A 25,629-nucleotide genomic window follows, 5' to 3' on the forward strand; every position below is an offset into this window, starting at 1 on the left:
CAAATAACACCGATGAAAAACACTCCATCCCAGTTAAAAATTCTTTCAATCGATATCGGCGGCTCGCACATTAAGGCAACTATTTTAAATATTAAGGGCGAGCTTAAAATGGAGTACGACAAAGTTGCCACGCCCGCACCGGCCAGTCCCGAAAATGTAATTAAAGCTATCCAAACCCTGGTGAAGAAATTCCCTGGTTATGACAGGATTTCAGTGGGCTTTCCTGGTTATGTAAAAAACGGTGTAATTAAAACCGCTCCTAACCTAAGTACCAAGCTATGGGCCGATTTTGACCTGGCCAAAAAACTAACCGATGTATTAGGCAAACCTACACAGGTAGTAAATGACGCCGATATGCAGGGTTTGGGCGTAGTAAAAGGCAAAGGCCTGGAAATGGTAATTACCCTGGGCACCGGTTTTGGTACCGCGTTGCTAATGGACGGCCACTTGCTGCCCCATTTTGAACTGGCACACCTGCCTATAAAAGAAGGTAAAACCTACGACCAGTATATTGGCGAACGGGCCCTGGAGAAAGAGGGTAAAGAGAAATGGAACAAGCGCATACAAAAGGTTTTTGAGATTTTAAAAACTGTATTCAATTACGATACTTTATATATAGGCGGCGGCAACTCTGATGAGTTAACGTTTAAACTGGATAAAAACATGAAAATTGTAACCAATGCCGATGGCATTAAAGGCGGTGCGCGGTTATGGTTAAATGACGATGACAGCAAAACCAAACGCGCAATAGCAACCCCAACAGCATAACATACAATACCCAAAAAGATAATGGAAAACACACAGGACATAGAAAAATTAGCAATAGATACCGTACGGATCTTATCGGCCGATGCAGTGCAAAAAGCAAACTCGGGCCACCCGGGCACAGCCATGGCGCTTGCACCTATGGGCCACGTTTTATGGTCAAAAGCATTAAATTACAATCCTAAAAACCCGGATTGGGCAAACCGCGACAGGTTTATACTTTCATGCGGTCATGCTTGTATGTTGCAGTACAGCTTTTTGTACTTAACAGGATACGACTTAAGTTTAGACGATATCAAAAACTTTCGCCAGCTAAACAGCAAAACTGCCGGCCACCCGGAGTATGGTTTGGCCCCTGGTATTGATGTTACTACCGGCCCGCTGGGCCAGGGTTTTGCAAACGGTGTTGGCTTTGCCATTGCGCAAAAACACCTGGCAGCACGCTACAACAAACCCGGTTACGATCTTTTTAACTACCACGTTTACGCTATTGTGAGCGATGGCGATATGATGGAAGGTGTAACTTCTGAGGCCGCTTCATTAGCCGGCCATTTGGAGTTGGGTAACATTATCTATTTATACGATGATAACCACATATCTATAGAAGGTGCTACTGATATTACTTTTAACGAAGATGTAAGCGCACGTTTCCGTTCATACGGCTGGCATGTACAGGATTTGCCTGATGTTAACGATACGCACGCTTTAGAGCTTGCTTTAGTTAACGCCAAAGCCGAAGCGCAAAAACCATCGTTAATCCGTGTGCGCTCACTGATCGCTTACGGCAGCCCTAATAAATCGGGTACTGCAGGTTCACACGGTTCGCCGCTTGGTGCCGATGAAATTAAGCTGGTTAAGGAGTTTTTTGGCTTCGATCCGGATAAATCATTCAATGTGCCTGATGATGTGTTGAAATATTACCATGATAAAGGCGCACGCGGTGGCGCATCTGAAGAGAAATGGAACAAGCTGTTTGCCGATTATAAAAAAGAATATCCTGAATTAGCCGCCGAATATGAAACTGCGTTTAAAGGCGATTTGCCCGAAGGCTGGTTAGATAAACTGCCGGTATTTAAAGGTTCCGATCCCAAAATGGCTACCCGCCAGGCATCTGGTAAAGTATTAAACGCCATTGCGGCAAGCTTGCCTAACTTAATTGGCGGCGCGGCAGATTTGGCCCCATCAACAGAAACCAACCTGAAGGGTTTTGATTCGTTCACATCCGAAAACAGGAGCGGCCGTAACTTCCACTTTGGTATCCGCGAGCATGCCATGGGTTCGGCATTAAATGGTATGGCTTTAACCAAAGGTTTGCTGCCATTTGGCGCTACCTTCCTGATGTTCTCTGAATATATGCGCCCGCCAATCCGTTTGGCTGCCATTATGAAAGTGAGCCCGATATTTGTTTACACCCACGATAGTATAGGTTTAGGCGAGGATGGTACTACCCACCAGCCGGTTGAGCAATTGGCTTCTTTGCGCTCGATACCTAATGTAACCACCATTCGCCCGGCCGATGCCAACGAAAGCGCGCATGCATGGCGTGTGGCTATCCAGAAAAAAGATGGCCCTACTATATTGGTATTTACCCGCCAGGGCTTACCTATCCTTGACCAGGATAAATATGGCAAGGCAGAAAACCTGGAGAAAGGTGCATACATCCTATCCGAAGCCAGCAAAAATCCCGACCTGATATTAATTGCAACCGGATCGGAAGTTGCCTTGATTATGGATGCACAGGTAAAACTGGAAGCAGAAGGTATATCAACCCGCGTGGTAAGTATGCCATCATGGGAGTTATTTGAAAAACAGGACGCAGCTTACAAAGAATCGGTATTCCCTAAAGCATACCGCAAACGTCTGGCTGTTGAAATGGCATCGCCAATGGGCTGGCACAAATACACCACCGACGAAGGCGATATGCTGGGCATGACCACCTTTGGCGAGTCGGCCCCGGCTGATGACCTGTACAAGCATTTTGGCTTTACAGTTGATAATGTAATTAAGAGAGCGAAAGCTTTGTTGTAAGAAGAGTCAGGAATCAAGAGTCAAGAGTTAAGATTTTTTTCTTCTCTTGATTCTTGACTCTTGATTCTTGATTCTTTTCAAAATGAATTGGGATAGTAGTTTAATAAAAAACCTTGCGTGGTCGTCAGAGATCATTAATGCCGCGGGCAAGCAAAAGGTGGCGCAACAAATTGCCGCCAAGGTAAAGGATGGCGATGTGCTTGGCGTTGGCTCGGGTTCTACGGTGTACATGGCCTTGTTGGCTATTGCTGATAGGATTAAGACGGAGAAACTAAACGTTTTAGCTATACCCACATCGTTAGAAATCTCGATGTTTTGCACCAAATTGGGTATCCCGCTTACTACTTTGTTTGAACACAAACCCGACTGGCTGTTTGATGGCGCCGACGAGGTTGACCCTAATAACAGCCTGATTAAAGGCCGCGGCGGGGCTATGTTTAAAGAGAAGCTGCTGATTGCATCCAGTGCTGTTAACTATATTATTGTAGATGACTCCAAAATAGTGGATAAGATAGGTACCAACTTCCCTATCCCTATCGAGGTGTTTCCGCAGGCGCTGTTACATGTAGAAGCCGAATTGCAGAAGTTAGGAGCAAACAGCATCGTGATCAGACCGGCCAAAGGCAAGGATGGCCCAATTATATCCGAAAACAATAACGTGGTTTTAGATTGCCGCTTTGATGATGTGCCGCTAACTTTAGAGAAAGATATAAAAGGAATTACAGGCGTTATAGAAAGCGGGTTGTTTATAGGATATAACCTCGAAATTTTGGTAGCATCTAATAATTAACATAGCGATGAGAATCAAGAGTCAAAAGCCAGGAATCAAGAGAAGCGCAAAAAATGCCTTGATATAGAAATTAGTAATCTAAGAACAATAAATTAGGCTACTATCGTTGTGTTTCTTGATTCTAATATCTTGACTTTGATTTGTTACGCTGGTGTAACCGAATGATGATATTTAGCTTACAATAAATAGAATATTAACAAAGAACTTTACAAAACGGATCAAACGAATACATTTGCAGAAAATATCTATCAAATTCATAGGCATTCGCAAATTTGTAAATACTATCCAATAAAAAATACAATATTTTAAACCGACCAATATGGCAACCAACAATGTAAAACAGATACATGATTTCGGACAGAGTATCTGGCTTGATTTTATCGACCGCGAAATCATCGCATCCGGAAAACTGCAAAAATTAATTGACGAGGATGGCGTAAGAGGTGTTACCTCAAACCCGGCTATTTTTGAAAAAGCGATAACCGGCAGCTCTGATTATGATAGCGATATCAGGGAGCTTTCAAAAACCACCGATGATAACGAAGAGTTATTTTTTGGCCTGGCAATAAGCGACATTCAGCAAGCTACTGCCCTGTTTAAAGGCGTGTATGACGAATCGAACAAAGTTGACGGATATGTTAGCCTTGAAGTTTCTCCGTTTTTAGCTTTAGATACCGAAGGTACCGCCAAACAGGCCGAAGAACTTTGGAATAAAGTTGATCGCGAGAATGTAATGATCAAAATCCCTGGTACTAAACCGGGTTTGGCGGCTATTCAGCAATCCATTGCAAAAGGTATCAACATTAACGTTACCTTGCTTTTTGGTTTGGAGCGTTACGAAGAAGTAACCGAGGCCTATATTTCTGGTTTAGAGGAGCACTTAGCTGCAGGCCATAAAATTGCGCACATATCATCAGTAGCCAGCTTCTTTTTAAGCCGTATTGATGTTATTGTTGATCCGCTGCTGGAAGCCAAAGGCGAAAAAGCTTTAATTGGCGAGGTTGCTATTGCATCGGCCAAAAAAGCATACGAAATTTACAAAAGGGTATTTAGCACCGAAAGATGGCAAAAGCTTGCTGCCGAGGGTGCGCAGCCACAACGTTTGCTTTGGGCAAGTACAGGCAGCAAAAACCCTGCATTTAAAGATACTAAATATGTAGAGGCTTTAATTGGCCCCGATACTGTTGATACTGTTCCTTTAGAAACTGTTGAAGCTTTCCGTGATCATGGTATTGCTGCCAACACGCTTGAAGCCGGTTTGGATGAAGCAACCGCAACTTTGGCCAAATTGAAAGATTTAGGTATCGATCTTGACGCCATTACCCAACAACTGGAAGATGAAGGCATCGAAAAATTCAATAAACCATTCGAAAAACTGTTAAAAGCTATCGAAGATCAAAAAAGTAAAGTAGCCTAAACGGCTTTATGGAAACCGCAAACGTAAAAATCCTTTTTTTCGACGTAGGAGGTATTTTATTGTCGAACGGGTGGGGCCACGAGGCACGCGAGGAAGCAGCCAAAAGGTTTAACCTTGATTATGCCGAAGTAAACGCCCTGCACAATTTCATTTTCAACGTATATGAAATTGGCAGCATCACTTTAGATGAGTACTTGGATACGGTAATATTTAACCATCCCCGCGATTTTGTAAGGGAAGATTTTAAGGATTTTATTTATTCTACCTCGTATGAGCTGCCTGATATGCTGGCCTGGCTTAAGGAGTGGAAAAAAGATTGCGGTTTCCGTATTATATCCGTTAATAACGAAGGTAAAGAGTTAAATGATTACCGCGTGCGTAAGTTTAAACTGCATGATGCATTCGATGCGTTTGTATCATCGTGCGAGGTAAAAATGCGCAAGCCCGATCCGGGCATATGGCAGCTGGCCATGGGTATTGCCCAGGCATCCCCCCAGCAATGTGTGTACTTTGATGACAGGATGATGTTTGTAACCACGGCCCAAAAACTTGGGATCCGGTCGTTTCAGCATACCAGTTTCGAGACCACTAAAAAAATATTAGAAGACCTTAAAAAAGAAAACCTCAAATAACATGAGCGCAACAACAGATAAATATGCTTTTGGCATGATAGGCTTAGGCGTTATGGGCCGCAGCTTACTACTTAACATGGCCGATCATGGCTTTGCAGTAGCCGGGCATGATAAGGACGCCGCAAAGGTATCGTCATTAAATGATGAGGCCGGCGACAGGGCCGCTAAAGGCTTTGGCGATGTAAAAGAATTTATTCAAAGCCTTACCACGCCACGTGCCATTATGATGCTGGTACCTGCCGGTAAAATTGTAGACGCAGTAATTGAGGAACTTACTCCGTTATTGGAGAAAGGCGATATTTTAATTGATGGCGGTAATTCGCACTTTACCGATACCAACCGCCGTGTTGAGCAGCTGGAGGCTATTGGCCTGCACTTTTTTGGCATGGGCGTATCTGGTGGCGAAGAAGGTGCCCGCCGAGGCCCTAGCATGATGCCGGGCGGCGATAAAGATGCCTACAACGTAATGAAACCAATATTTGAGGCTATTGCCGCTAAAGTTGATGGCGCCCCTTGCGTTACGTACATTGGCCCCGGTGCATCTGGCCACTTTGTTAAAATGGTGCATAACGGCATTGAGTATGGAATGATGCAGTTACTTGCCGAAACCTACGAAGTAATGAAAAAGGGCCTTAAGCTTGATAACGATGCCATGCAAAAGGTATTTGCCCAGTGGAACGAAGGACGCTTACAGTCTTTCCTGCTGGATATTACCAAAGATATCTTTGCGTTTAAAGCTCCCGGAACCGATCATTTATTATTAGACGATATTAAAGACGAGGCCCGTGCCAAAGGCACAGGTAAATGGACGTCGCAGGTGGCCATGGATTTGCAGGCACCTATTCCTACTATCGACAGTGCTGTATCCATGCGCGATATGTCGAAATATAAAGCGTTGCGCGTAAAAGCAGCCAGCCTGTATGCCAAAGAACCTATCAGCTTAGATGGCAGCACCGATGAGATAATTGCCGATTTAGAGCAGGCATTCTATTTCACGATGATCATCAGCTACGCGCAGGGCATGCACTTGCTATCAAACGCATCAGCCGAGTACAAATATGATTTGCACCTGGGCGAGATTGCCAAAATATGGAGGGGCGGCTGTATTATCCGCTCAAAATTCCTGAACGATATTTTTAAAGCTTACGAGAAGGATGCCAAACTTGAGCACTTGTTGTTAGATAGTAATGTACAATCGCTGGTTGAAGGCGCTTTGCCAGGCATCAGGAAATTACTGTCAAAAACAATTGTTGCAGGTATTGCTACTCCTGCATATACTGCTTCGTTAAGTTATTTTGATGCTTTCCGCAGCGAAAGGATGCCATCAAACCTTACTCAGGCCCAGCGCGATTATTTTGGCGCGCATACCTACGAGCTTATAGGCAAAGAAGGAACCTTCCATACACAGTGGACCAAAGCCGAAGACTAAACATAAACTATTAAAAGCTGATCACAATGAGCTCAAGCACAAAATCAGACCCTACCATATTTATCATTTTTGGCGGCACGGGCGATTTGAATTCCCGTAAAATTGCACCGGCACTTTATAACCTGTTTTTAGACGGGTGGATGCCCAAGCAATTTTCAATTATTGGTACCGGTCGTACAAAATTAACCGACGAGCAATTCAGGGAAAACCTGTTTAACGATATCAACCAGTTTTCGCGCAGCGGTAAAACCGACGAAAAGCAATGGGCCGAGTTTGTAAAAAATATCTACTACCAGGTATCAGATGCCAACGATTTTGAAACCTACAAAGAATTTGGCAAACGCATTGAAAAACATAATGCCGAATGGAAAACCAAGGCTAACGTATTGTTTTACCTTGCGGTAGCGCCAAACTTTTTCCCAATCATTGCATCCAATATATCAAAAGCCAAACTGGCCGACGATAAAAAACGGGTACGAATCATTATCGAGAAACCTTTTGGGCACGACCTGGAAACCGCTAAGGAACTGAATGCGTTGTTAAAAAGCATTTTTGACGAGTGCCAGATCTATCGTATTGACCACTACCTGGGTAAAGAAACCGTGCAGAATATTATGGCCTTCCGCTTTGCCAACTCCATTATGGAGCCGCTGTGGAACCGTAACTATATTGAGCACGTACAGATTTCGGTTACCGAACAATTGGGCGTTGAAGAGCGTGGTGATTACTACGACGGCAGTGGCGCCATGAGGGATATGATCCAGAATCACCTGTTGCAGTTACTTTGCCACATAGCTATGGAGCCGCCGGTTAGCTTTAGTGCCGATGAAGTGCGCGACCGTAAGGTTGATGTATTAAAGGCCATGCGTAAGTTTACACCCGAAGACGTGCGTAACTCGGCGGTTAGGGGCCAGTACGGCAGCGGATGGATGAAAGGTAAAGAGGTAGCCGGTTATCGCGAGGAGCCAAAAGTTAACCCCGAATCAAATACCGAAACTTTTGCCGCCATTAAATTTTTTATCGACAACTGGCGCTGGCAAGGTGTACCATTCTATTTACGAACCGGTAAAAGAATGCACCAGTCATCATCGGTTATTACTATTCAATTTAAAGATGTTCCGCATTTAATATTCCCAACAGAGGCCGCCGAAAGCTGGCAGCAAAACAGGCTCATCATCAGCATTCAGCCCGAGATGAGTATCCGTTTACAGGTACAGGCCAAGCGCCCGGGAATTGATATGGTATTAAACGTAGTTGATATGGTGTTTGACTATAAAGGCACCTACACTAACCAGGCACCGGAAGCATATGAAACGCTGATACTTGATACTATGATGGGCGATCAAACCCTGTTTATGCGTGGCGACCAGGTAGAAGAGGCTTGGGCATTGGTTATGCCGATTCTAAGCACCTGGCAACATAAAAAGAGCCTGAATTTCCCTAACTATTCTGCCGATTCATGGGGACCTGAAGCTGCCGAAGCATTAATTGCCCGCGACGGCTTTAACTGGTTTACCTTACCTGTAAATGGAAAAAAATAGTAATTAAGGTTCGGGTTGCGTGATGCGAGGTTCGGGTGCCTGGTTTATGACTATATAGATTCTTTTCCCGAACCACGCAACACGACCCTCGCAACTGGAACCACGCAACACGGACCTCGAACCTAAAAAGTATGAATTTAAATATCTTCAATACTGCCGATGAAGTGCTGATGGCGCTGGCAGATTATTTTGTTAAAATAGCCGATGCATCTATCTCTGCAAGAGGTAAGTTTACTGTAGCGCTGTCGGGTGGCAGCTCGCCCAAAAAACTGTATGAACTGCTTGCTTCAACCAGTTATGCGGACCAGGTAGACTGGACAAAAGTTTATTTCTTTTTTGGCGATGAGCGTAATGTGCCGCAAACCCATAAGGATAGCAACTACCTGATGGCCAAAACCGCCTTGTTTGATCCGTTGCTGATAAGCCCGGCCAACATATTTGCGGTTGATACCACATTTGAACCGGCCGACGCTGCTGCACGGTATTGGGATATGATAGCTACCTTTTTTGATGAAGATGAATTGAGTTTTGACCTGGTACTTTTAGGCTTAGGCGATAACTCACATACCGCGTCATTATTCCCGCATACGCCCGTATTGCATGATACCACACCGGGAGTGAAAGAAGTATGGCTGGAAGATCAGCAGGTTTGGCGTATTACGCTGAATGCCCCGCTGATTAATGATGCCCGCTACATCGCGTTCCTGGTTTATGGCGAGGGCAAAGCCATTGCCGTACACCATGTACTGGAAGATGACGAAGATATTGAAGAGTACCCTGCCCAACTGATAGATTCGATAGTTGGCGAAACCGAGTGGTTTTTAGACGAACCCGCTGCTGCAAACCTGCAGGAACTGGAGTAATAAAAAGCTCAACCAGATAAACAAAGGCCGATAGATTAATCATCTACCGGCCTTTGTTTTTTTTTGAAGATTTGGAGAAAACATGCTTTTCTATCAATAAAAAAGACTTTACTTAGTGTATTTATAAAATGTTAAATAAATATATAACTTTAAATTTAAGTTCTGTTTTTGTAGACTTTATGTATGTAATTTTAATTTTTAGCCTAATTTATTTCCTTTCGTTTGTAAATTAAACAGTTAAAAGATTGAATTTTTGTATTTTTTACCTAAAATTATTAAAAGTTTATATACACTAAGTAACTATAAATGTAAAAAGTTCCATAATTTAATTTTTGCATAACAATACCGTAATAAATAGTCTTTTTTTATGCGTTTTTTAACGGACAAAACTCTTTATGATTGCATTTATTTAAATAAAACGTCTGAAAAAATAAAAATCACAAAATAAAAGAGCTTTAATTTCCCCTTATTTTACTTCATTGCTAAAAATTAGCCCTCGGTTTGTAATGTAAATGTTACAGACTATCTTGTTTTTTAACAACTATTAACTATTTAACTGATTTAAGTATGAAAAAAAGTTTTCTCAAAAACTTAATGGGGATACTATTGGCATTATTTTGCCAATACGCGTACGCCCAAAACCGAACCATTACGGGTACCGTTACAAGCAAAGATGATGGCTTACCTGTCCCCGGTGTAAGTGTTACCGTAAAAGGAACACACATAGGTACTCAAACTTCCGGCTCCGGTAAATTTTCGCTCAGTGTACCTTCGTCGGGTACCACGTTGGTTTTTACCTTTATTGGGTTTGCAAAAACAGAAGTGCCCATTGGCAGTACCGGGGTTGTAAACGTAGCTTTAGCTAACGATTTTAAACAACTGAGCGAGGTTGTTGTAACAGGATCTGGTGTGGCTACCAGTAAGGCTAAATTAGGCATCTCGGTTGAAGCCGTTGCCGGTAAAAGCCTTTCCTCTTCTCCGCAGGCATCTATTGACCAGGGGTTGATAGGTCAGGTTGCCGGTGCCCAGATTTCGTCTGTTGACGGTACCCCCGGGGCAAAAACCAACATTGTATTAAGAGGTATCAACACGGTTCAGGGTAGTACATCGCCCATGATTTTGGTGGATGGTATCGAATCGCGTTCAACTGATATTAGCCAGCTTGATCCCGCTACGGTTGATCACATTGAGATTGTACAAGGGGCCGCGGCTTCAACAATATATGGCGCGCAGGGTGCAAACGGAGTTATCCAGGTATTCACCAAAAAAGGTAAATTGGGCAAGGCGCGGATAGATATCTCATCAAGCGTAAGTGCCGGCAATTATTTAAATATCGGTGACGTACACCAGGCAAAACTAAGCAGCTTTAAAGTTGATGCCAGCGGTACATTTATTGATGCATCCGGCAATCCGGTTGTAAGAAACCAGGACGGCAGGTACCTGGGTATCCAATGGGCGTACGGCGCCGATCCGTCAAACGGCCATCCTACGGCGATGTCAAACCCGTTAAATATTGCGCATCAGCAATATGGCACTAACTTAAAATATTATGACCACCTGGCGCAGCTATTTAAAACTGCCTATACAACCAATAATAGTGCGGCAATTTCGGGTGCCAATGATAATTCTGATTATAACTTAACCATATCCAATAACCATCAGCAAAGTAATATCAGGAACAACGGTTACAACGACAGGACAAATTTAACTGCGAATATCGGCGCTGAATTATTCAAAGGATTTACAATCAGATCGATAACGCAACTTATTTATACAAAAAACACCCTTAATCCAAATTACGGTATTGGTAATGCAGGCGGGATATTCGATGTTTTAAATGCATCGCCGTATTACGATTTTAATCAGAAAAATGCCGATGGCAGTTATCCAATGTCGTTAAACTCAGGCACTGTGAGCGTAAACGGGTCTAATCCTAATTACTACACGCAATGGGCAAACCGGGTATCAAACCGGGAAGATATATTGCAAAATATACAGGCCGACTACAAGATCAATAAATTTATATCATTAAATGCCAAGTACGGTATCAATTATCAGCATACCGAGCAAAATACTATTTACAAAAATCAATCGGGTACGCTTACCGCTATTGATCTTGGTTCATACTATGGTGCCTATGCTGCTAACCCTAAAGGCGAGCTGGATAAAAACACAAGCAGCACTACGTTCCAAAACTTTAATGGTTCGGCAATTATTAAAACCGACTTTGAAAAAGACTTTCATATTAATTTGCCCATCACAACAAGTACCCTGGTAGGGTACGATTATAGGAAAAACGTTGATAAGCAATACAACACCTATGGCCTGGAGTTGCCGGAGTACGCTATTTACAACTTTAACCAAACAGCAACACAAGCCGTGGCCTATGATTATACTACGCCATTTATTACTTACGGTTTTTATGTAAATCAGAAAATTGATTTTGGCGATTACGGTGGCGTTGCCGGCGGTTTCAGAAGTGATTATTCATCGGCATTTGGCGGCGGTTCAAAGCCGTTTACATTCCCAAATGCAAACGGTTATATCAGGCCATCGTCGTTTGATTTCTGGAAAAACTCAGCTTTAGGAAACGTAATTCCCGAGTTTAAGTTAAGAGGCGGTTACGGCGAGGCCGGTACCCAACCAATGCCTTTTGACCGGTATCCTACTATTAACCCCGGAAACCTTGGCTCGGCGCTTACATTTAACCTGCCAACGTCACTTGCCAACCCGAACTTAAAAGTAGAGGTTTCAAAGGAATATGAAATTGGTACCGATATAGCTATTAAAGGCGCATCCGGCAATTGGTTCAGCGAAATCAACGTTAGCGGTACTTACTGGAACCGTAAGGCCGATAACGTTATCTACAATATCAATACAGCTCCATCAACTGGCGGTAATCAAATAAAAACCAATGCAATAGGCCTTTCTTCTCATGGTATCCAGGCGTCATTAAATATTGGCATCCTGAAAACCCGTGATTTTAACTGGAATTTCACAACCAATTTTAGTAAGGCTACAACAATGATAACCAGCACCAGCGGTGCACCAATCATCCTGAACACAGCAGCCGGCAGCACCTTTTTAACCTTGACTGCAGGTCAAAAAATTGGCCAGATATTTGGCAATAAAGCACTAACAAGCCTGAGCGAGACCAACAGCGCTGGCGTGCCGTACATACTTCCGGCCGATTATAGTAAATACACAATTGTTGATGGCCGGGTTGTTAATATAGCTACAAAGGGAATTCAGTTTGCAAGTGAGGCTTCCTCATTTGGCGATCCTAACCCTAAGTTCAATGCAGCATTTATAAACAACTTTACCTATAAATCACTATCATTTGGTTTCCAGTTTGACTGGGTTTACGGCAGCCACCTTTATAACCAAACCAGGGAATGGCAATACCGGGATGGTATTAGCGGCGATTATGATAAAGCTGTTAACATAGGAGGTACATCTGCCGCTTACACTGCTTATTACAGAAGCGCGTATGCCGATATTATTGGGGGCGTAAATGGTGCAAGGAACGGCACTAAAGATTATTTTTATGAAAGTGCCTCTTTTTTACGATTGAGAAATATTTACCTGGGATATGATTTCTCTCGCCTTATAAGCAAAAAAGTATTTAAAAGGGCAGTTTTAACATTTACAGGCCGCAACCTGCTAACCTTTACCAAGTACACCGGGTTTGATCCTGAAATAAGCTCAGGCACATCTAATTCTCCGTTTGACAGGGGCGTAGATCATGATTCTACACCTAACAGCAAATCATACCAGGTAGGTTTAAATCTTGGGTTTTAATTGACTTTAAATAAAATAAAATGAAAAAATATAAATATATTATAACATCAGTACTCTTAGTCGGTTTTGCTGTGTCGTCCTGCAAAAAGGAATTAGACGTAAAAAACCCTAATTCGCCTACGCTTGAGCAGGCAAAAACAGAATCGGGCTTAACCTCGCTTGCAGCAGGAAGTATTTACATTAACGGTTTTGTAAATGGCGATGGATGGTTGGGCGACAGTTTTTTTTCCCTTTGCTACGGCTATCATGAACTACTTGCTGATGATGTGTCGGCACAGGCTGCAAACCAAAACGTGAACCTGGTTAACGTACCCGATTATGCCATACTTGATGACGGTACAAAAGTTGTAAACACCCAACCCCAGATAGCAAATTTAAGGCTCAACAATACCCGCGATAAACAAAGCCAGAATATGTTTTACTATGAATGGCAGAGCATGTATGGATTAAATAATGCTTGTAATCAAGTCCTGGCCCTGGCTGGTTCTGTAAGTTTATCTGGCGATGCAGCAACAAAGCTGGCCACCTACAAAGCATGGGCTTACTGGTGGAAAGGCTATGCTTACGCAAGGCTGGGTTCAATTTATTATGCAGGCCTTATTAATAATGATATAAGCGCAACAAACGCCACTTATGTTAACAGCGCCGCGTTGATTGCCGAATCAAATAAAAACCTCACGCAGGCTGCTTCTATTTTAAATGGTATAACAGCTACCGATACGTACACCGCTTTGATGGGAAAGCTGATCCCTTCATTTTTCCAGGTGGGTAATGGCAAAGTGCCTACGCCGGCCATGTTTGTGCATAGCATAAATACATTAATGGCGCGTAACCTGTTGGTTAACACCAGCGCATCTGCCATGACAGCCGCCAACTGGCAAACTATTCTTACGTTAACCTCTTCGGGTATCCAGTCTATCGATAATGTTTTTGCAGGATTTTCAACAGAAAACAATTATGTGTTTTCATCAGGCGGAGGGTCAGTAGCCGTAAATACCGCTGGCGATGAAACTGCAAGCAGCTTTACAATAAGCGAAAGATTGGTACAGGATATTAAACCGGGAGACAAGCGTTTGGCTGAAAATTTCCTGCAGGTTACCCCATTCTACAACCAGGTTGGCGGTTTTACCTTTAGCACAAGATGGAAATTATACGATGCGAAAATTGATGCCGTTCCGAATAACGGCGCTATTCAACTTGCTAATAAAACACCGGGTAAGCAAGAAGTTTATATAGGTGCTACCTACGAGGAAAATGAGTTGATGAAAGCCGAAGCGCTGATTAACACCGGGCAAATTGATCTTGGTTTAGCAAGTATAGATAATGTAAGAACTTACCAGGGGGCCGGACTTGCAAAGGTTTCAGGTACAGGTTTAACTTTGGCTGCTGCGAAAGAAGAATTGCGCAAAGAAAGACGCCTTGCTTTATTGTTTAGAGGAACAGCATTTTACGATGCCAGGAGATGGGGTGTAATATACGATATATCAAAAGGCGGCGGCCGTACTAATGCGGTTGTACTATCGCCAAATGGCGTATTAAGCACGCATGCAACTATCAATTATAATTTCCTTGATTATTGGGATGTACCTGCCGACGAGGTGGTATTAAACCCGCCCGGTGCAGGCAGTGCTCCTGTTAAAAACCCGAATTGATTTGTATCGTTCTTTATATAATATCAGTTAATACTGCTAAGGCCGCGCAAACAAATGCGTGGCCTTTTACATTTAATTCAATTTCTTGTTAACAATCCTATCAGCATAGTCCTGGATAAAGGCCTTACAGTCGGCTATGCCGGTATTCATTTCGGGATTGGGGTTGTTGGTCATCAGGTTTTTTTCCAGGCCCTTGTCGGTAACGGCGTATACGCCGGTGATGTTTTTTCCGTCGAACAAATAGGTGTAGTTGCCTTGCATCAACTGGTAGATGTTACCGGTGGAGTTGATTACCCTTGGTAATTCGGCAGGTGCAGGGTTAATTAAGCTGCGGCCCCATGACCTGAAGGGCTTGTTGTAGCCTATCAAATCGGCAACAGAAGGGTAGATGTCCATCTGCGAAGCAAGGTCGGTACGCGTGCCTTTTAAGGCATAGGCGTTGTTGGCGCTGTAAAACAAAATAGGTACGGCAAAACGGTTAACGCCTTTGCTGTATTCCGGGTAATAGGTTTGGCTGGTATGGTCGGCAGTTATTACAAAAATAGTATTGGCAAACCAGGGTTGCGTTTTGGCATAGTTGAAAAATTCGCGCAGCGCATTATCCGAATATTGCACGCATTTGTCAATAGCAAGGGGCCCGCCTTTAAACCTGGTCTTGTATTTTTCGGGCAGTTGGTATGGGTCGTGCGATGATAAGCTGAACAAAGTAGCCATAAAGGGCTGTTTTTGCGTACTAAGCGTTTTGCCCATAAACTGAAAAAAGTGCTCGTCCCAAATGCCCCAGATGCCGTCGAAATCCCGGTCGTCATTATATTCTGTTCTGCCGTAATAGTTTTTAAAGCCTAAAATGCTGCCAAAGCCCTGGAAACCCATGGAGCCATTTGCCGCGCCATGAAAAAATGAAGTTTGATACCCCATGCTGTTACATACCGATACAATAGATTCAATTTTTTGCTTGGCAAAAGGCGATGAAGTAAAAGCCGTTTGAAACGAAGGAATGCCCGCCAAAACCGACGACATGGCGTGGATAGACTGGCGGCCATTGGCGTAGGCATTGGTAAATATCAGGCTGTTATCGGAAAGTGAATCTAAAAACGGGGTGTATGATACAAAGCCGGGTATGTTGGCGCCCTTGTTCATGCTGCCCCAATACTCTTTGGCCATGCTTTCCAAAATAATGATCACTACGTTTGGTTTTGTAGCGGGCTTACTGTTGTACTGTTTTATAGGTTTAACGTTGGCGTTAATATAATCGGTAGTTGTCCAGTGCTGAATTTTAAAGTTGTTGCTGCTGATAGTACGGATAATGGCGAAGGGGGTATTTAATACCACATCGCCCTGGTTGGGCACCGTAACGTGTTTATAGGCATCTACCATATTAATGGGCCTGGTACTGTGCGCAAAATCGCCCCGGATACCACCGATAACCAGCGCCACAGCAACAAGCAGCGAAATTACAGATGTTATAAAGTAGGGCTGCAAATGCTTTACTGGCCGCGGTATAACTTTCACTCGGTAATACAGCCAAACCCAGCACAAGCAGCACAATATATATATCACCAGGATATACCAATAGGCCCAGGTGAAATGCTCAAGCAGCGCTTTTTTATTGGTTTCATCGGCCAATACATCAAGCACTGCTTTGGTTGAGCGTACCTGGCTGAAGCGATAGTAAATGATGTCGACAAAATTGGTGGCGTAGGCCAAAAAATTGGTAATAAAATATAAAATGGTGATGCCTTTTTGGTACCCCGGCCGGGTATTGATGGTTAAGGGTAGTACGCTTAATAAGATAAACAGGCTGTTAACATATAGCAGGGCCGTGGTATCAAAAGCCATCCCGTAATAGCAAAGTTTTAACAGCGTGGAAAGATTATCAACGGCCAGCAGGTGTGTGTTATAGGCAAAAAATAAAACCCGGGCTATAAAATAGAACAGGTAGCCTAAAAACATACGATATATAAGAACCTTATATTCGGATAACCTAAATTTATCTTCCATGAAAATATTGTTTTGGCTACCCCTAAATTGTGTAAGGCGAAAGGTGGTTATTCCTGGTTAAGGAATAATTGTGAATTTATCGTCGTTTAAATGCAGGGGTGCTTGTAAAAGCAACGAATGTAATAAATAAGCAAAAACCTTGCTTTAATTTTTTGTCATAATTTAAAATAACTTGTGGGTTTAGTTAGTGTTATTAAATTGTGATTTTTTCTGAAACTTGTGTCTCTCCTGCGGTCTGTGTTCTCGCAGGCCGCTATTCCGGGTTGCTTATGGCGACAATGTTTGTGGAAAGGTGCCTGTCGGGACCTAGGCATCGGAAGGCGCGTAAAACAAAAAAAGCCGCTTAACGCGGCTCTTTTAATATTGTTGTTTGTTCGTTATTCCTCCACCATCTCGCTGTTGGGGCTTGCTACCTCGGGTATTTCGTGTTTGAAGTAGCGTTTTTGATATAGTAGTATCATAATAACACCCACGCATATTGCCGAGTCGGCGAGGTTAAATACCGGCCTGAAAAACTCAAATGCCTCGCCGCCCCAAAACGGAAACCATGTTGGGTAGGTGCCTCTGAGCAGGGGAAAGTAAAACATATCTACAACGCGGCCATGAAACAGTTTACCATGCTGAAACAGGATGCCGTAAAAGGTAGAATCGATAATGTTACCTACGGCGCCGGCCAAAATAAGCGCCACGTTCATGACCAGCCCGCGATGGTATTTGTGTTTAATAAGGTAAATCAAGCTGTACACAATACCCACAACCGCGGCTATGCGGAATAGGGTTAATGCCAGTTTGCCGGCATCGCCGCCCCACTCCATGCCAAATGCCATGCCGTTATTTTCGGTGTAGTGCAGCATACCGTGGCTGCCCAGGAAGCGAATTTCTTCGCCCATATACATGTACTTGCGTACCCAGGTTTTGATAGCCTGGTCGGCAAGGATAATGATGAAAGCGGTAAAAAAAGGTTTGGTGTAAGCAGCCTTCATTTATTGCCTCATTTTTGCTTCCATCGTCATGGTGGTATGCGGCACCGCGCGCAAACGTTCCTTAGGTATAAGTTTACCGGTTTCGCGGCAAATACCGTAAGTTTTGTTTTCAATGCGTACCAATGCAGCTTCCAACTGATCAATGAATTTTTTCTGACGGGCAGCTAACTGGTTAATTTGTTCTTTTTCCAGTGTGGCCGAGCCATCTTCTAATGTTTTATATGTTCCTGCGGTATCATCGGTTCCGTTCGCGTTTGGCGAGCTTAATGATGTTGCAAGCGAGTTCAATTCTTCTTTAGCAATACGCAGTTTATCCAGGATTAGTGCTTTAAATTCCTGCAGGTCTGACTCAGAATATCTGGTTTTTTCGTTTTCTACTTTCATTTATATTTTACTAATTACAATCAAAATTTCATGTCCGTCAATGGCTATTAAATCGCCTTCATTTAACTGGTTATCAAGCACTATATCAACGGCCAAAACCTCGGCGCAAATATAGGCTAAATTGTTTTTCACCGCTTCGCTAATGTAAGGGTGGTCAAAAAGCTTAATATCAATTTTATCCGTTACTTCAAACCCTTTATCTTTCCGAAGGTTTTGGATGCGGTTAATCAATTCCCTTGCTATACCCTCCTGTTTTAACTCGTTGGTTATGGTAACATCCAAAGCAACGGTTAGTTTGCCCTGGTTTGCAACCTGCCAGCCCGGTACGTCTTCGGCTATTATCTCTACATCGGTGGTGAGTAGTGAGTAGTGAGTGGTGAGTGGTTCCGGCAAACTATCTTTCAAATTGCCACCAACCATTACTTCTACATCAATACTGCCATTCGCCTCTAAAGAAGCGATTTGTTCATTTGTAAAGTTGTTTATAGCCTCGGCTACTGCTTTCATATCTTTACCCACTTTTTGCCCAAGGGCTTTAAAGTTTGGCTTTATCTTCTTTTTAATAAAGCCTGCGGTATCGGTAATATACTCAATATCCTTAATGTTTGTTTCAGATAATATTAATTCTTTAACCAGATCTACATGTGCTTTAAAGTCCTTATCTAATATAGGTAAAAGGATTTTACTTAGCGGCTGCCTTACATTAATTCCTATTTTTTTACGTAACGATAACACCAAAGATGAAATGTCCTGGGCCAGTTTCATGCGCTCTTCCAGGTCGGTATCAACCAGGTTGGCATGATACTCGGGGAAGTAAGCCAGGTGAACAGATTCGTAAGCTTCTTTGCCGGTAACGCTGTTTAAATCGCTGTATAACCTATCGGCAAAGAAAGGCGCTATAGGCGACATCAGCTTGCTGATGGTGATTAAGCAGGTATATAAAGTTTGATATGCCGATAACTTATCATCCGAATTATCCGACCTCCAGAAACGGCGGCGGCTTAGGCGGATAAACCAGTTGCTGAAATGCGCATCCACAAATTCCTGTATGGCACGGGCTGCTTTGGTTGGCTCAAAATCGGCATAAAAACCATCAACCTCTTTGGTTAAGGTATTTAGTAGCGATATAATCCAACGGTCAATCTCCGGGCGTTTGCCAATCTCAATTTCGGCCTCACTGTAAGTGAACTTATCAATGTTGGCATACAGCACAAAGAATGAGTAGGTATTATAAAGCGTACCGAAAAACTTACGGCGAACTTCGTCAATGCCCTCTACGTTAAATTTCAGGTTGTCCCACGGCGATGCATTGCTAATCATGTACCAGCGTGGCGCATCGGCGCCAAACTGCTCGATGGTTTCAAACGGATCGACACCGTTGCCCAAACGTTTTGACATTTTGTTGCCGTTTTTATCCAGCACCAAACCGTTCGATATTACGTTTTTAAAGGCAACACCGCCGTTGCCAACTTTTTCGTTAACGGCCTTTACCTCGTCGCTGCACTCGCTTAGCATTACAGCTATGGCGTGCAGGGTAAAAAACCAGCCACGGGTTTGGTCAACACCTTCGGCAATAAAATCGGCCGGATAGGCTTTGGCAAATTCTTCCTGGTTTTCAAACGGGAAATGCCATTGCGCGTAAGGCATGGCACCGCTATCAAACCAAACGTCGATCAGGTCTGGTTCGCGGAACATCTTGTTGCCGGTTGATGAGGTTAATATCACATCATCAACATAAGGGCGGTGCATGTCTTCCAGTGCGAAACCTTCGGGCATAAACCCGGCAGCTATTGATTTTTCAATCTCAGAATTTAACTCAGCAATCGATCCGATACATTTTTCTTCGCCGCCATTTTCTTCCCGCCAGATAGGCAGCGGGGTACCCCAGTAACGGGACCGGGACAGGTTCCAGTCAACCAAATTTTCCAGCCAGTTACCAAAACGGCCGGTACCGGTCGATTCTGGTTTCCAGTTGATGGTTTTGTTGAGCGCTACCATTTTATCCTTAACAGCAGTTGTTTTAATGAACCAACTATCCAGCGGATAGTATAAAATAGGCTCATCAGAACGCCAGGAGTGCGGGTAGCTGTGCTCGTATTTTTTTACGTCGAAGGCCTTGTTCTCGGTTTTTAGTTTGATCGAGATCTGTACGTCGGTAGCCCTGAAACCTTCTACGGCGCGCTCTTCGGCGGTATAATATTCTTCTTTAACGTATTGGCCTGCAAAATCAGTAACCTCAACAACAAAGCGGCCTTGCTTATCCACCAACGGAACTTCCTTGCCATTTTCGTCCTTTACCATTACCGATGGCACGTTGTTTTCTTTACAGGCCCTGAAGTCGTCCGCGCCAAAAACTGATGCAGTGTGCACTATGCCTGTACCATCCTCGGTAGTAACAAAATCAGCAGGGATAACGCGGAAAGCGTTTTTTTCCAGGTCGTCGTTGGTTACGTAAGGCATTAGTTGCTCATAGTGAATACCCAACAGATCGCTGCCTTTAAATTCGGCTGCTAATGTCCATGGAATAATTTTATCGCCGCCTTTATAATCTTCAAAAGATGCGTTCTCTCCTTCGGCCTTAAAGTATTTTTTAACCAGGTCTTTTGCTAAAACAACGCAGATTGGTTCAAAAGTGTAAGGGTTGAAAGTGTTTATTTTAACGTAGGTAATATTTTCGCCAACGGCAAGGGCGCAGTTTGATGGCAGCGTCCATGGTGTAGTGGTCCAGGCCAGTATAAACACATCGGTATTCACACCTTCAAATAAAAAGGCCGAATCTTGGTCGTGTTTTACTTTAAACTGGGCAACGATGGTGGTGTCTTTCACCATTTTGTAAGTGCCCGGCTGATTAAGTTCGTGCGAGCTTAAACCGGTGCCAGATTTTGGCGAATAAGGTTGTACGGTGTACCCTTTGTATAAATAACCGGCTTTATAAAATTCCTTCAGTATCCACCAAAGGCTTTCAATGTATTCGTTTTTGTAGGTAATGTACGGGTCATTCAGGTCGACCCAGTAACCCATTTTTTCGGTAAGGTCGTTCCATACATCGGTATAGCGCATTACCTCCTTGCGGCAGGCATCGTTGTACTCTTTAACGGTAATTTTTTTGCCGATATCGTCTTTGGTTATTCCCAAAGCTTTTTCAACAGCCAGCTCAATGGGCAGGCCATGGGTATCCCAACCGCCTTTACGCTTAACCTGGTAACCTTTTAAGGTTTTATAGCGGCAAAAAATATCCTTGATAGAACGCGCCATTACGTGGTGAATACCGGGCATGCCATTGGCGCTCGGTGGCCCTTCGTAAAAAGTGTAAGGGTTATCTTCCGGGCGATTGCTGATACTTTTTTCGAAAATGTTGTTCTTTTTCCAAAATTCCAGTACTTCTTTGCCTGTTTGCGATAAATTTAACTGCTTATATTCCTTATACATGTATATCTTTTACCTTTTATCACCTCTTTTTTAAGAGGTTGCAAAAATACGGAATTTATAAATCATTTTTTTAATTTAGACGGGTGAAAAATAATAAAGTAAAGCGCACGATATTAATGTTGTTAGTAGCCGTGATCTTGTTTTCGGCCACTATGGTTATCCCGGCTTTACAAGGCTCCAATTGGAAGGTTTACATGCAGGGTGCCGCCACCGGTTTAATTATGGCCGCCATAGTGAGTATCATTACTTTAATTATTGATTATTTGAAGGATAGCAGAAGGTAGACACGATTTACAGAATTAGACAGGATTGACAGGATTTTTTATTGTCCAGTTTTAGTCTGAACCCGGATTAAACGGATTTCTCAGATTTTTTGGATTTGATTTGCAAATTGATGAACTTGAATCAGATTGCGCCCGTACAGTCAAAAAGTCCTTTATAATCCCATAAATCTGCTTAATCCGAGTTCAGGAAAAGAAAAAATCCTGTCAATCCTGCAAAATCCCTAAATCCTGTTAAAAGATAGCCCTGTTAGCCCCGCCATCAACCTGTATAGTAGTCCCGCTAATGTAAGCTGCCTGTTCCGATGCTAAAAATGTAACCAACGCCGCAAGCTCTTCAGGTTTGCCTATTCTTCCTAACGGGATGGTTTTTGCTTTGTCTTTTATAGCTTGTTCCGGGTCAACATCTTTAGGGAGTGTGTGCTTAATGCGGTCGGTAAGGATTAAGCCCGGTGCCACATTATTTACGGTGATATTGTATGGTCCAAATTCATCGGCCATTAATTTGGCCATGCCTACAACGCCCATACGCATGGTGGTTGATAATACCGAATTACCCAATACCGCCTTTACCGAACCACTGATGATGTTAATGATTCTGCCGCTCCCCGTTTTTTGCATGTGGGGCAATACCAATTTGCTGAAACGAGCAACGCTAAGCAGGTTAAGCTCAAATGCTTTTTGCCATTGTTCATTGTCAAAATTTTCAAACTTATCAAAAGGTGGCCCGCCGGCGTTGTTCAGTAAAATATCTATCCTGCCAAATGTGGCTGCTGCTTTGGCAACAAAGGCATCAATTTCATCAACGCTCGAAACATCAACAGGAATAACCACAACCTCGTTACCGGTTAGCTTCCTGATCTCTTCGGCAGTTTTATTTAACTCCGCCTCATCGCGCGAGCCTATAATTACTTTAGCACCCTCGGCAGATAAAGCCGTGGCTATTGCTTTGCCCAACCCTTTACTGGCTGCCAGCACCAGGGCTACTTTGTTGTTGAGTTTAAGATCCATAAAGCCTCACCTAAATCCTCTCCAAAGGAGAGGACTTTTGAATAAAATGTTTACTAATTATTTTAAGTGCTAAAAAAGACCTTTTCCAGAACCCTCTCCTTTGGAGAGGGCAGGGTGAGGCTTATTCCTCTATATCCGGCCCCCTTAATTTATTCCTGTCTATCCCTTTTTCCAAAGTCAATAAAAATGCCGGCAACAGGGTAAGGTTACTGATCATCGCCACCAGCAATGTAATAGATAGCAAGATGCCCAGGGCCTGTGTACCACCAAATTTTGATACCACAAACACACCAAAGCCCAAAAATAGTACAGTGGCAATAAATATCATACTCACCCCGGTTTCGCGGATGGTATCGGATACAATTACCGATATACTTTTGCTGGTGTTGCGCAGTTCGTGGCGGTAACGGGTAATGAAATAAATGGTCTGGTCGGACGAAATACCCATGGCTATGCTGAAGATGAGGATAGTTGAGGGCTTAAGCGGGATGCCAAAAAAGCCCATGATGCCGGCTGTAATAATAAGGGGTATCAGGTTAGGTACCAGGGATACAGCTATCATTTTAACACCGCGAAACAATATCCACATCACAATGGCAATCAGGAAAATAGCCCAGGCCAAACTTTCATACAGGTTAATAAGCAGGTAATTGGTGCCTTTAATAAATATAATGCTGCTGCCGGTAAGCTCTACATGAAACTTTTTAGGGTTAAAAATAGAGTCGATGCGCGGTTGCAATTCGGCCAGCACCACGTTCATTTTTTTTGACCCGGCGTCAATCATTTCAAAGGTTACACGGGTTACCTGTTTGGTGCTATCTACATAACTGTTTAAAGCGCTGGTACCTTTACCTGCCGAGTTGCCTGCATAGTTCAGGATAAAGTTTTGCTCCAATCCATCAGGCAGCCGGTAATATTCGGGCGCGCCGCCGTAAAAAGCCTGGGTGCTGAATTTTAAAACCTGTATAAGCGATATGGAGCGACTAAACTGCGGGTACGATGAAATTAGTTTTTCCAGCTTCTCTACCTTGCGGATCACGCCCAGGTTTACCACGCCGTTTTTACGTTTGGTATCAATGCTTACCTCTAAGGGTAATACGCCGTTAAAGTTGGCCTCAAAAAATTTAAGGTCTTCAAGCGTGTTGTTATGCTGGGGCAGGTCATCAACCACAAACCCGTTAATATTTATTTGATAAATGCCCACGCACGATATGGCAATTAATGCCAACGTGCCTATGTAAATAGTTTTGCGCCGGGTATGCACCAGTTTATCAAGGCCGCTTAGTAAGCTCGCCATCAGCTTGCTATCCTTAATGCCGGCCTTTTGTGGTTTGGGCGATGGCAGATAACTGAAAATAATGGGCACTAAAATTAAGCTTAATGCAAAAGTAGCTATAATGCTGATGGAGGCCACCAGGCCAAACTGCGTGAGCAGCTCGCTGTTGGTAAAGCATAATACGCCGAAACCTATGGCGGTTGTAATATTGGCAATAAAGGTGGTAATACCGGCTTTTTCAATAGCGAGATGCAACGCTTTCATTTTATCGCCGCAGAGCTCATATTCGTGGTAGTATTTGTTAAGGATGAAGATGGTATTAGGAATGCCTATAACCACAATAAGCGGCGGAATGATGCCGGTGAGGATAGTCATTTCGTAATGCATCAGCACCAATGTACCCAGGCTCCAGACTACTCCAAGCACAACAATGATAATGGGAAACACCACCGGGAAAAACGAGCGGAAAAATGCCAGCAGTATGATAGCCGTAATTAATACCGATAAGCTCAGGAACATCGAAAATTCATGAGCCACCAAATCGCCAACCACGGTACGGATAAGCGGCAGGCCCGAATAGTGCACTTTAATGCCATGCTTTTGCTCAAATGCTGCACCCAGCTTTTTTATTTTGTTGATAATGGGTACACGATATGGCGTGTTGATGATCTTATCGTCAAAAGTGATAGCCATCAGGGTTGATTTGCCATCGTTACTCAATACCACGCCTTTATAAAAAGGCAAGCTGGCCAGTTTCTGTTTTATACTATCAACGGCCTGTGCTGTTGGCAATATGCCGGTAACCAATGGTTTTATAATAAAACGATGTTTGGCGGTGTCCTTTTGCAGGTTATAAACGTTGGCTACCGAAATAACCGCTTTAACACCTTTTGCCTGCCTCAAATCGTTACCTATGTTGTACCAGTCGTTAAATATGTCTTTGTCAAAAATTTTATCCGATTTGATGCCGATAACCATGGACGAGGCATCCTGGCCAAACATTTTTTTAAACTGGTTATACCTGATGTAGGCCGAATCGGTAACGGGCAATACCTTGCCGCCGTTAAAGGTTATTTTTACTTTGGATGCTTCATAGCTCATAAAAATACTTAACGCCACAACGCTTATCAACACAAAAAGCCTGTTTTTAAGAATAAATGATGCCGTTTTTTTCCAGAACATGAACAGTAAATTATAGCCGCCGCTAAACTACGAATTTAGATTTAACCACCCATTGAAGATATCGACTTTATGACAATAGCAGCTTGCTCCAAATTAAATAGTGACAAATACGGATGTCTTGCGTGAAAGCTTGCTAATGAGGGGTACTATAAGTTGCAGGCTAC

General features: G+C 43.3%; 17 protein-coding genes. 11 read left to right on the top strand and 6 right to left on the bottom strand.

The window, feature by feature from the left end:
• The first annotated feature begins 12 nt into the window (after nt 1–12).
• The 10 genes from FSB76_RS16250 to FSB76_RS16295 all read left to right on the top strand — a co-directional run bounded on the left by FSB76_RS16250 (nt 13) and on the right by FSB76_RS16295 (nt 14,918).
• Complete coding sequence (locus FSB76_RS16250; protein ID WP_147055089.1) at nt 13–768, top strand: ROK family protein; 756 nt, start codon at nt 13–15, stop codon at nt 766–768.
• 21 nt (nt 769–789) lie between these two features.
• Complete coding sequence (gene tkt / locus FSB76_RS16255) at nt 790–2,793, top strand: transketolase (RefSeq protein ID WP_192910153.1); 2,004 nt, start codon at nt 790–792, stop codon at nt 2,791–2,793.
• 82 nt (nt 2,794–2,875) lie between these two features.
• A complete protein-coding gene (rpiA, locus tag FSB76_RS16260) occupies nt 2,876–3,583 on the top strand; it encodes a ribose 5-phosphate isomerase A (RefSeq protein ID WP_147055093.1) in 708 nt (235 codons plus the stop codon).
• Between the two features lie 319 nt (nt 3,584–3,902).
• Entirely contained in the window at nt 3,903–5,000 is a 1,098-nt protein-coding gene (gene tal, locus FSB76_RS16265; RefSeq protein ID WP_147055095.1) for a transaldolase, read from the top strand.
• An 8-nt stretch (nt 5,001–5,008) separates the two neighbouring features.
• Entirely contained in the window at nt 5,009–5,632 is a 624-nt protein-coding gene (locus FSB76_RS16270; protein ID WP_147055097.1) for an HAD family hydrolase, read from the top strand.
• A gap of 1 nt (nt 5,633) precedes the next feature.
• Nucleotides 5,634–7,061 (top strand): NADP-dependent phosphogluconate dehydrogenase, encoded by a 1,428-nt coding sequence (gndA, locus tag FSB76_RS16275; protein ID WP_147055099.1) that lies wholly within the window; start codon nt 5,634–5,636, stop codon nt 7,059–7,061.
• 26 nt (nt 7,062–7,087) lie between these two features.
• Nucleotides 7,088–8,602 (top strand): glucose-6-phosphate dehydrogenase, encoded by a 1,515-nt coding sequence (zwf, locus tag FSB76_RS16280; RefSeq protein ID WP_147055101.1) that lies wholly within the window; start codon nt 7,088–7,090, stop codon nt 8,600–8,602.
• Nucleotides 8,603–8,733: 131 nt separating this feature from the next.
• Nucleotides 8,734–9,465, top strand: a complete 732-nt coding sequence (gene pgl / locus FSB76_RS16285; RefSeq protein WP_147055103.1) for a 6-phosphogluconolactonase — start codon at nt 8,734–8,736, stop codon at nt 9,463–9,465.
• 567 nt (nt 9,466–10,032) lie between these two features.
• Nucleotides 10,033–13,266, top strand: coding sequence for a SusC/RagA family TonB-linked outer membrane protein (locus FSB76_RS16290; protein WP_147055105.1), 3,234 nt, complete (start codon nt 10,033–10,035; stop codon nt 13,264–13,266).
• A gap of 20 nt (nt 13,267–13,286) precedes the next feature.
• On the top strand, nt 13,287–14,918 hold the full coding sequence (locus FSB76_RS16295) for a RagB/SusD family nutrient uptake outer membrane protein (RefSeq protein ID WP_147055107.1): 1,632 nt from the start codon (nt 13,287–13,289) through the stop codon (nt 14,916–14,918).
• A gap of 72 nt (nt 14,919–14,990) precedes the next feature.
• Here FSB76_RS16295 and FSB76_RS16300 read toward each other — a convergent pair whose 3' ends face one another.
• The 4 genes from FSB76_RS16300 to ileS form a co-directional block, all read right to left on the bottom strand.
• A complete protein-coding gene (locus tag FSB76_RS16300) occupies nt 14,991–16,919 on the bottom strand; it encodes an LTA synthase family protein (RefSeq protein WP_147055109.1) in 1,929 nt (642 codons plus the stop codon).
• A 377-nt stretch (nt 16,920–17,296) separates the two neighbouring features.
• Nucleotides 17,297–17,902, bottom strand: coding sequence for a lipoprotein signal peptidase (locus FSB76_RS16305; protein WP_147055110.1), 606 nt, complete (start codon nt 17,900–17,902; stop codon nt 17,297–17,299).
• A complete protein-coding gene (locus tag FSB76_RS16310) occupies nt 17,903–18,286 on the bottom strand; it encodes a TraR/DksA family transcriptional regulator (protein WP_090651575.1) in 384 nt (127 codons plus the stop codon).
• Entirely contained in the window at nt 18,287–21,715 is a 3,429-nt protein-coding gene (gene ileS, locus FSB76_RS16315) for an isoleucine--tRNA ligase (RefSeq protein ID WP_147055113.1), read from the bottom strand.
• Between the two features lie 83 nt (nt 21,716–21,798).
• Between ileS and FSB76_RS16320 the strand changes: the two genes are divergently transcribed.
• The gene (locus tag FSB76_RS16320) at nt 21,799–21,999 is read left to right on the top strand and encodes a hypothetical protein (RefSeq protein WP_147055114.1); all 201 of its coding nucleotides are present in this window, start codon (nt 21,799–21,801) and stop codon (nt 21,997–21,999) included.
• Nucleotides 22,000–22,230: 231 nt separating this feature from the next.
• Here the strand turns inward: FSB76_RS16320 and FSB76_RS16325 are convergent, their stop codons facing one another.
• Nucleotides 22,231–23,007, bottom strand: coding sequence for an SDR family oxidoreductase (locus FSB76_RS16325; RefSeq protein WP_147055116.1), 777 nt, complete (start codon nt 23,005–23,007; stop codon nt 22,231–22,233).
• Nucleotides 23,008–23,128: 121 nt separating this feature from the next.
• On the bottom strand, nt 23,129–25,465 hold the full coding sequence (locus tag FSB76_RS16330; protein ID WP_147055118.1) for an efflux RND transporter permease subunit: 2,337 nt from the start codon (nt 25,463–25,465) through the stop codon (nt 23,129–23,131).
• Between the last annotated feature and the right edge of the window lie 164 nt (nt 25,466–25,629).

Source organism: Mucilaginibacter ginsenosidivorax, assembly GCF_007971525.1.
GTDB lineage: Bacteria > Bacteroidota > Bacteroidia > Sphingobacteriales > Sphingobacteriaceae > Mucilaginibacter > Mucilaginibacter ginsenosidivorax.

Bases quoted from the DNA above. Each gene is read 5' to 3' on its own strand.
- FSB76_RS16250 (WP_147055089.1), top strand. From the start codon at position 13: ATGAAAAACACTCCATCCCAGTTAAAAATTCTTTCAATCGATATCGGC.
- ileS (WP_147055113.1), bottom strand. From the start codon at position 21,715: ATGTATAAGGAATATAAGCAGTTAAATTTATCGCAAACAGGCAAAGAA.
- tal (WP_147055095.1), top strand. From the start codon at position 3,903: ATGGCAACCAACAATGTAAAACAGATACATGATTTCGGACAGAGTATC.
- FSB76_RS16270 (WP_147055097.1), top strand. From the start codon at position 5,009: ATGGAAACCGCAAACGTAAAAATCCTTTTTTTCGACGTAGGAGGTATT.
- zwf (WP_147055101.1), top strand. From the start codon at position 7,088: ATGAGCTCAAGCACAAAATCAGACCCTACCATATTTATCATTTTTGGC.
- FSB76_RS16330 (WP_147055118.1), bottom strand. From the start codon at position 25,465: ATGTTCTGGAAAAAAACGGCATCATTTATTCTTAAAAACAGGCTTTTT.
- FSB76_RS16300 (WP_147055109.1), bottom strand. From the start codon at position 16,919: ATGGAAGATAAATTTAGGTTATCCGAATATAAGGTTCTTATATATCGT.
- FSB76_RS16325 (WP_147055116.1), bottom strand. From the start codon at position 23,007: ATGGATCTTAAACTCAACAACAAAGTAGCCCTGGTGCTGGCAGCCAGT.
- FSB76_RS16295 (WP_147055107.1), top strand. From the start codon at position 13,287: ATGAAAAAATATAAATATATTATAACATCAGTACTCTTAGTCGGTTTT.
- FSB76_RS16290 (WP_147055105.1), top strand. From the start codon at position 10,033: ATGAAAAAAAGTTTTCTCAAAAACTTAATGGGGATACTATTGGCATTA.
- pgl (WP_147055103.1), top strand. From the start codon at position 8,734: ATGAATTTAAATATCTTCAATACTGCCGATGAAGTGCTGATGGCGCTG.
- rpiA (WP_147055093.1), top strand. From the start codon at position 2,876: ATGAATTGGGATAGTAGTTTAATAAAAAACCTTGCGTGGTCGTCAGAG.
- FSB76_RS16310 (WP_090651575.1), bottom strand. From the start codon at position 18,286: ATGAAAGTAGAAAACGAAAAAACCAGATATTCTGAGTCAGACCTGCAG.
- tkt (WP_192910153.1), top strand. From the start codon at position 790: ATGGAAAACACACAGGACATAGAAAAATTAGCAATAGATACCGTACGG.
- FSB76_RS16305 (WP_147055110.1), bottom strand. From the start codon at position 17,902: ATGAAGGCTGCTTACACCAAACCTTTTTTTACCGCTTTCATCATTATC.
- gndA (WP_147055099.1), top strand. From the start codon at position 5,634: ATGAGCGCAACAACAGATAAATATGCTTTTGGCATGATAGGCTTAGGC.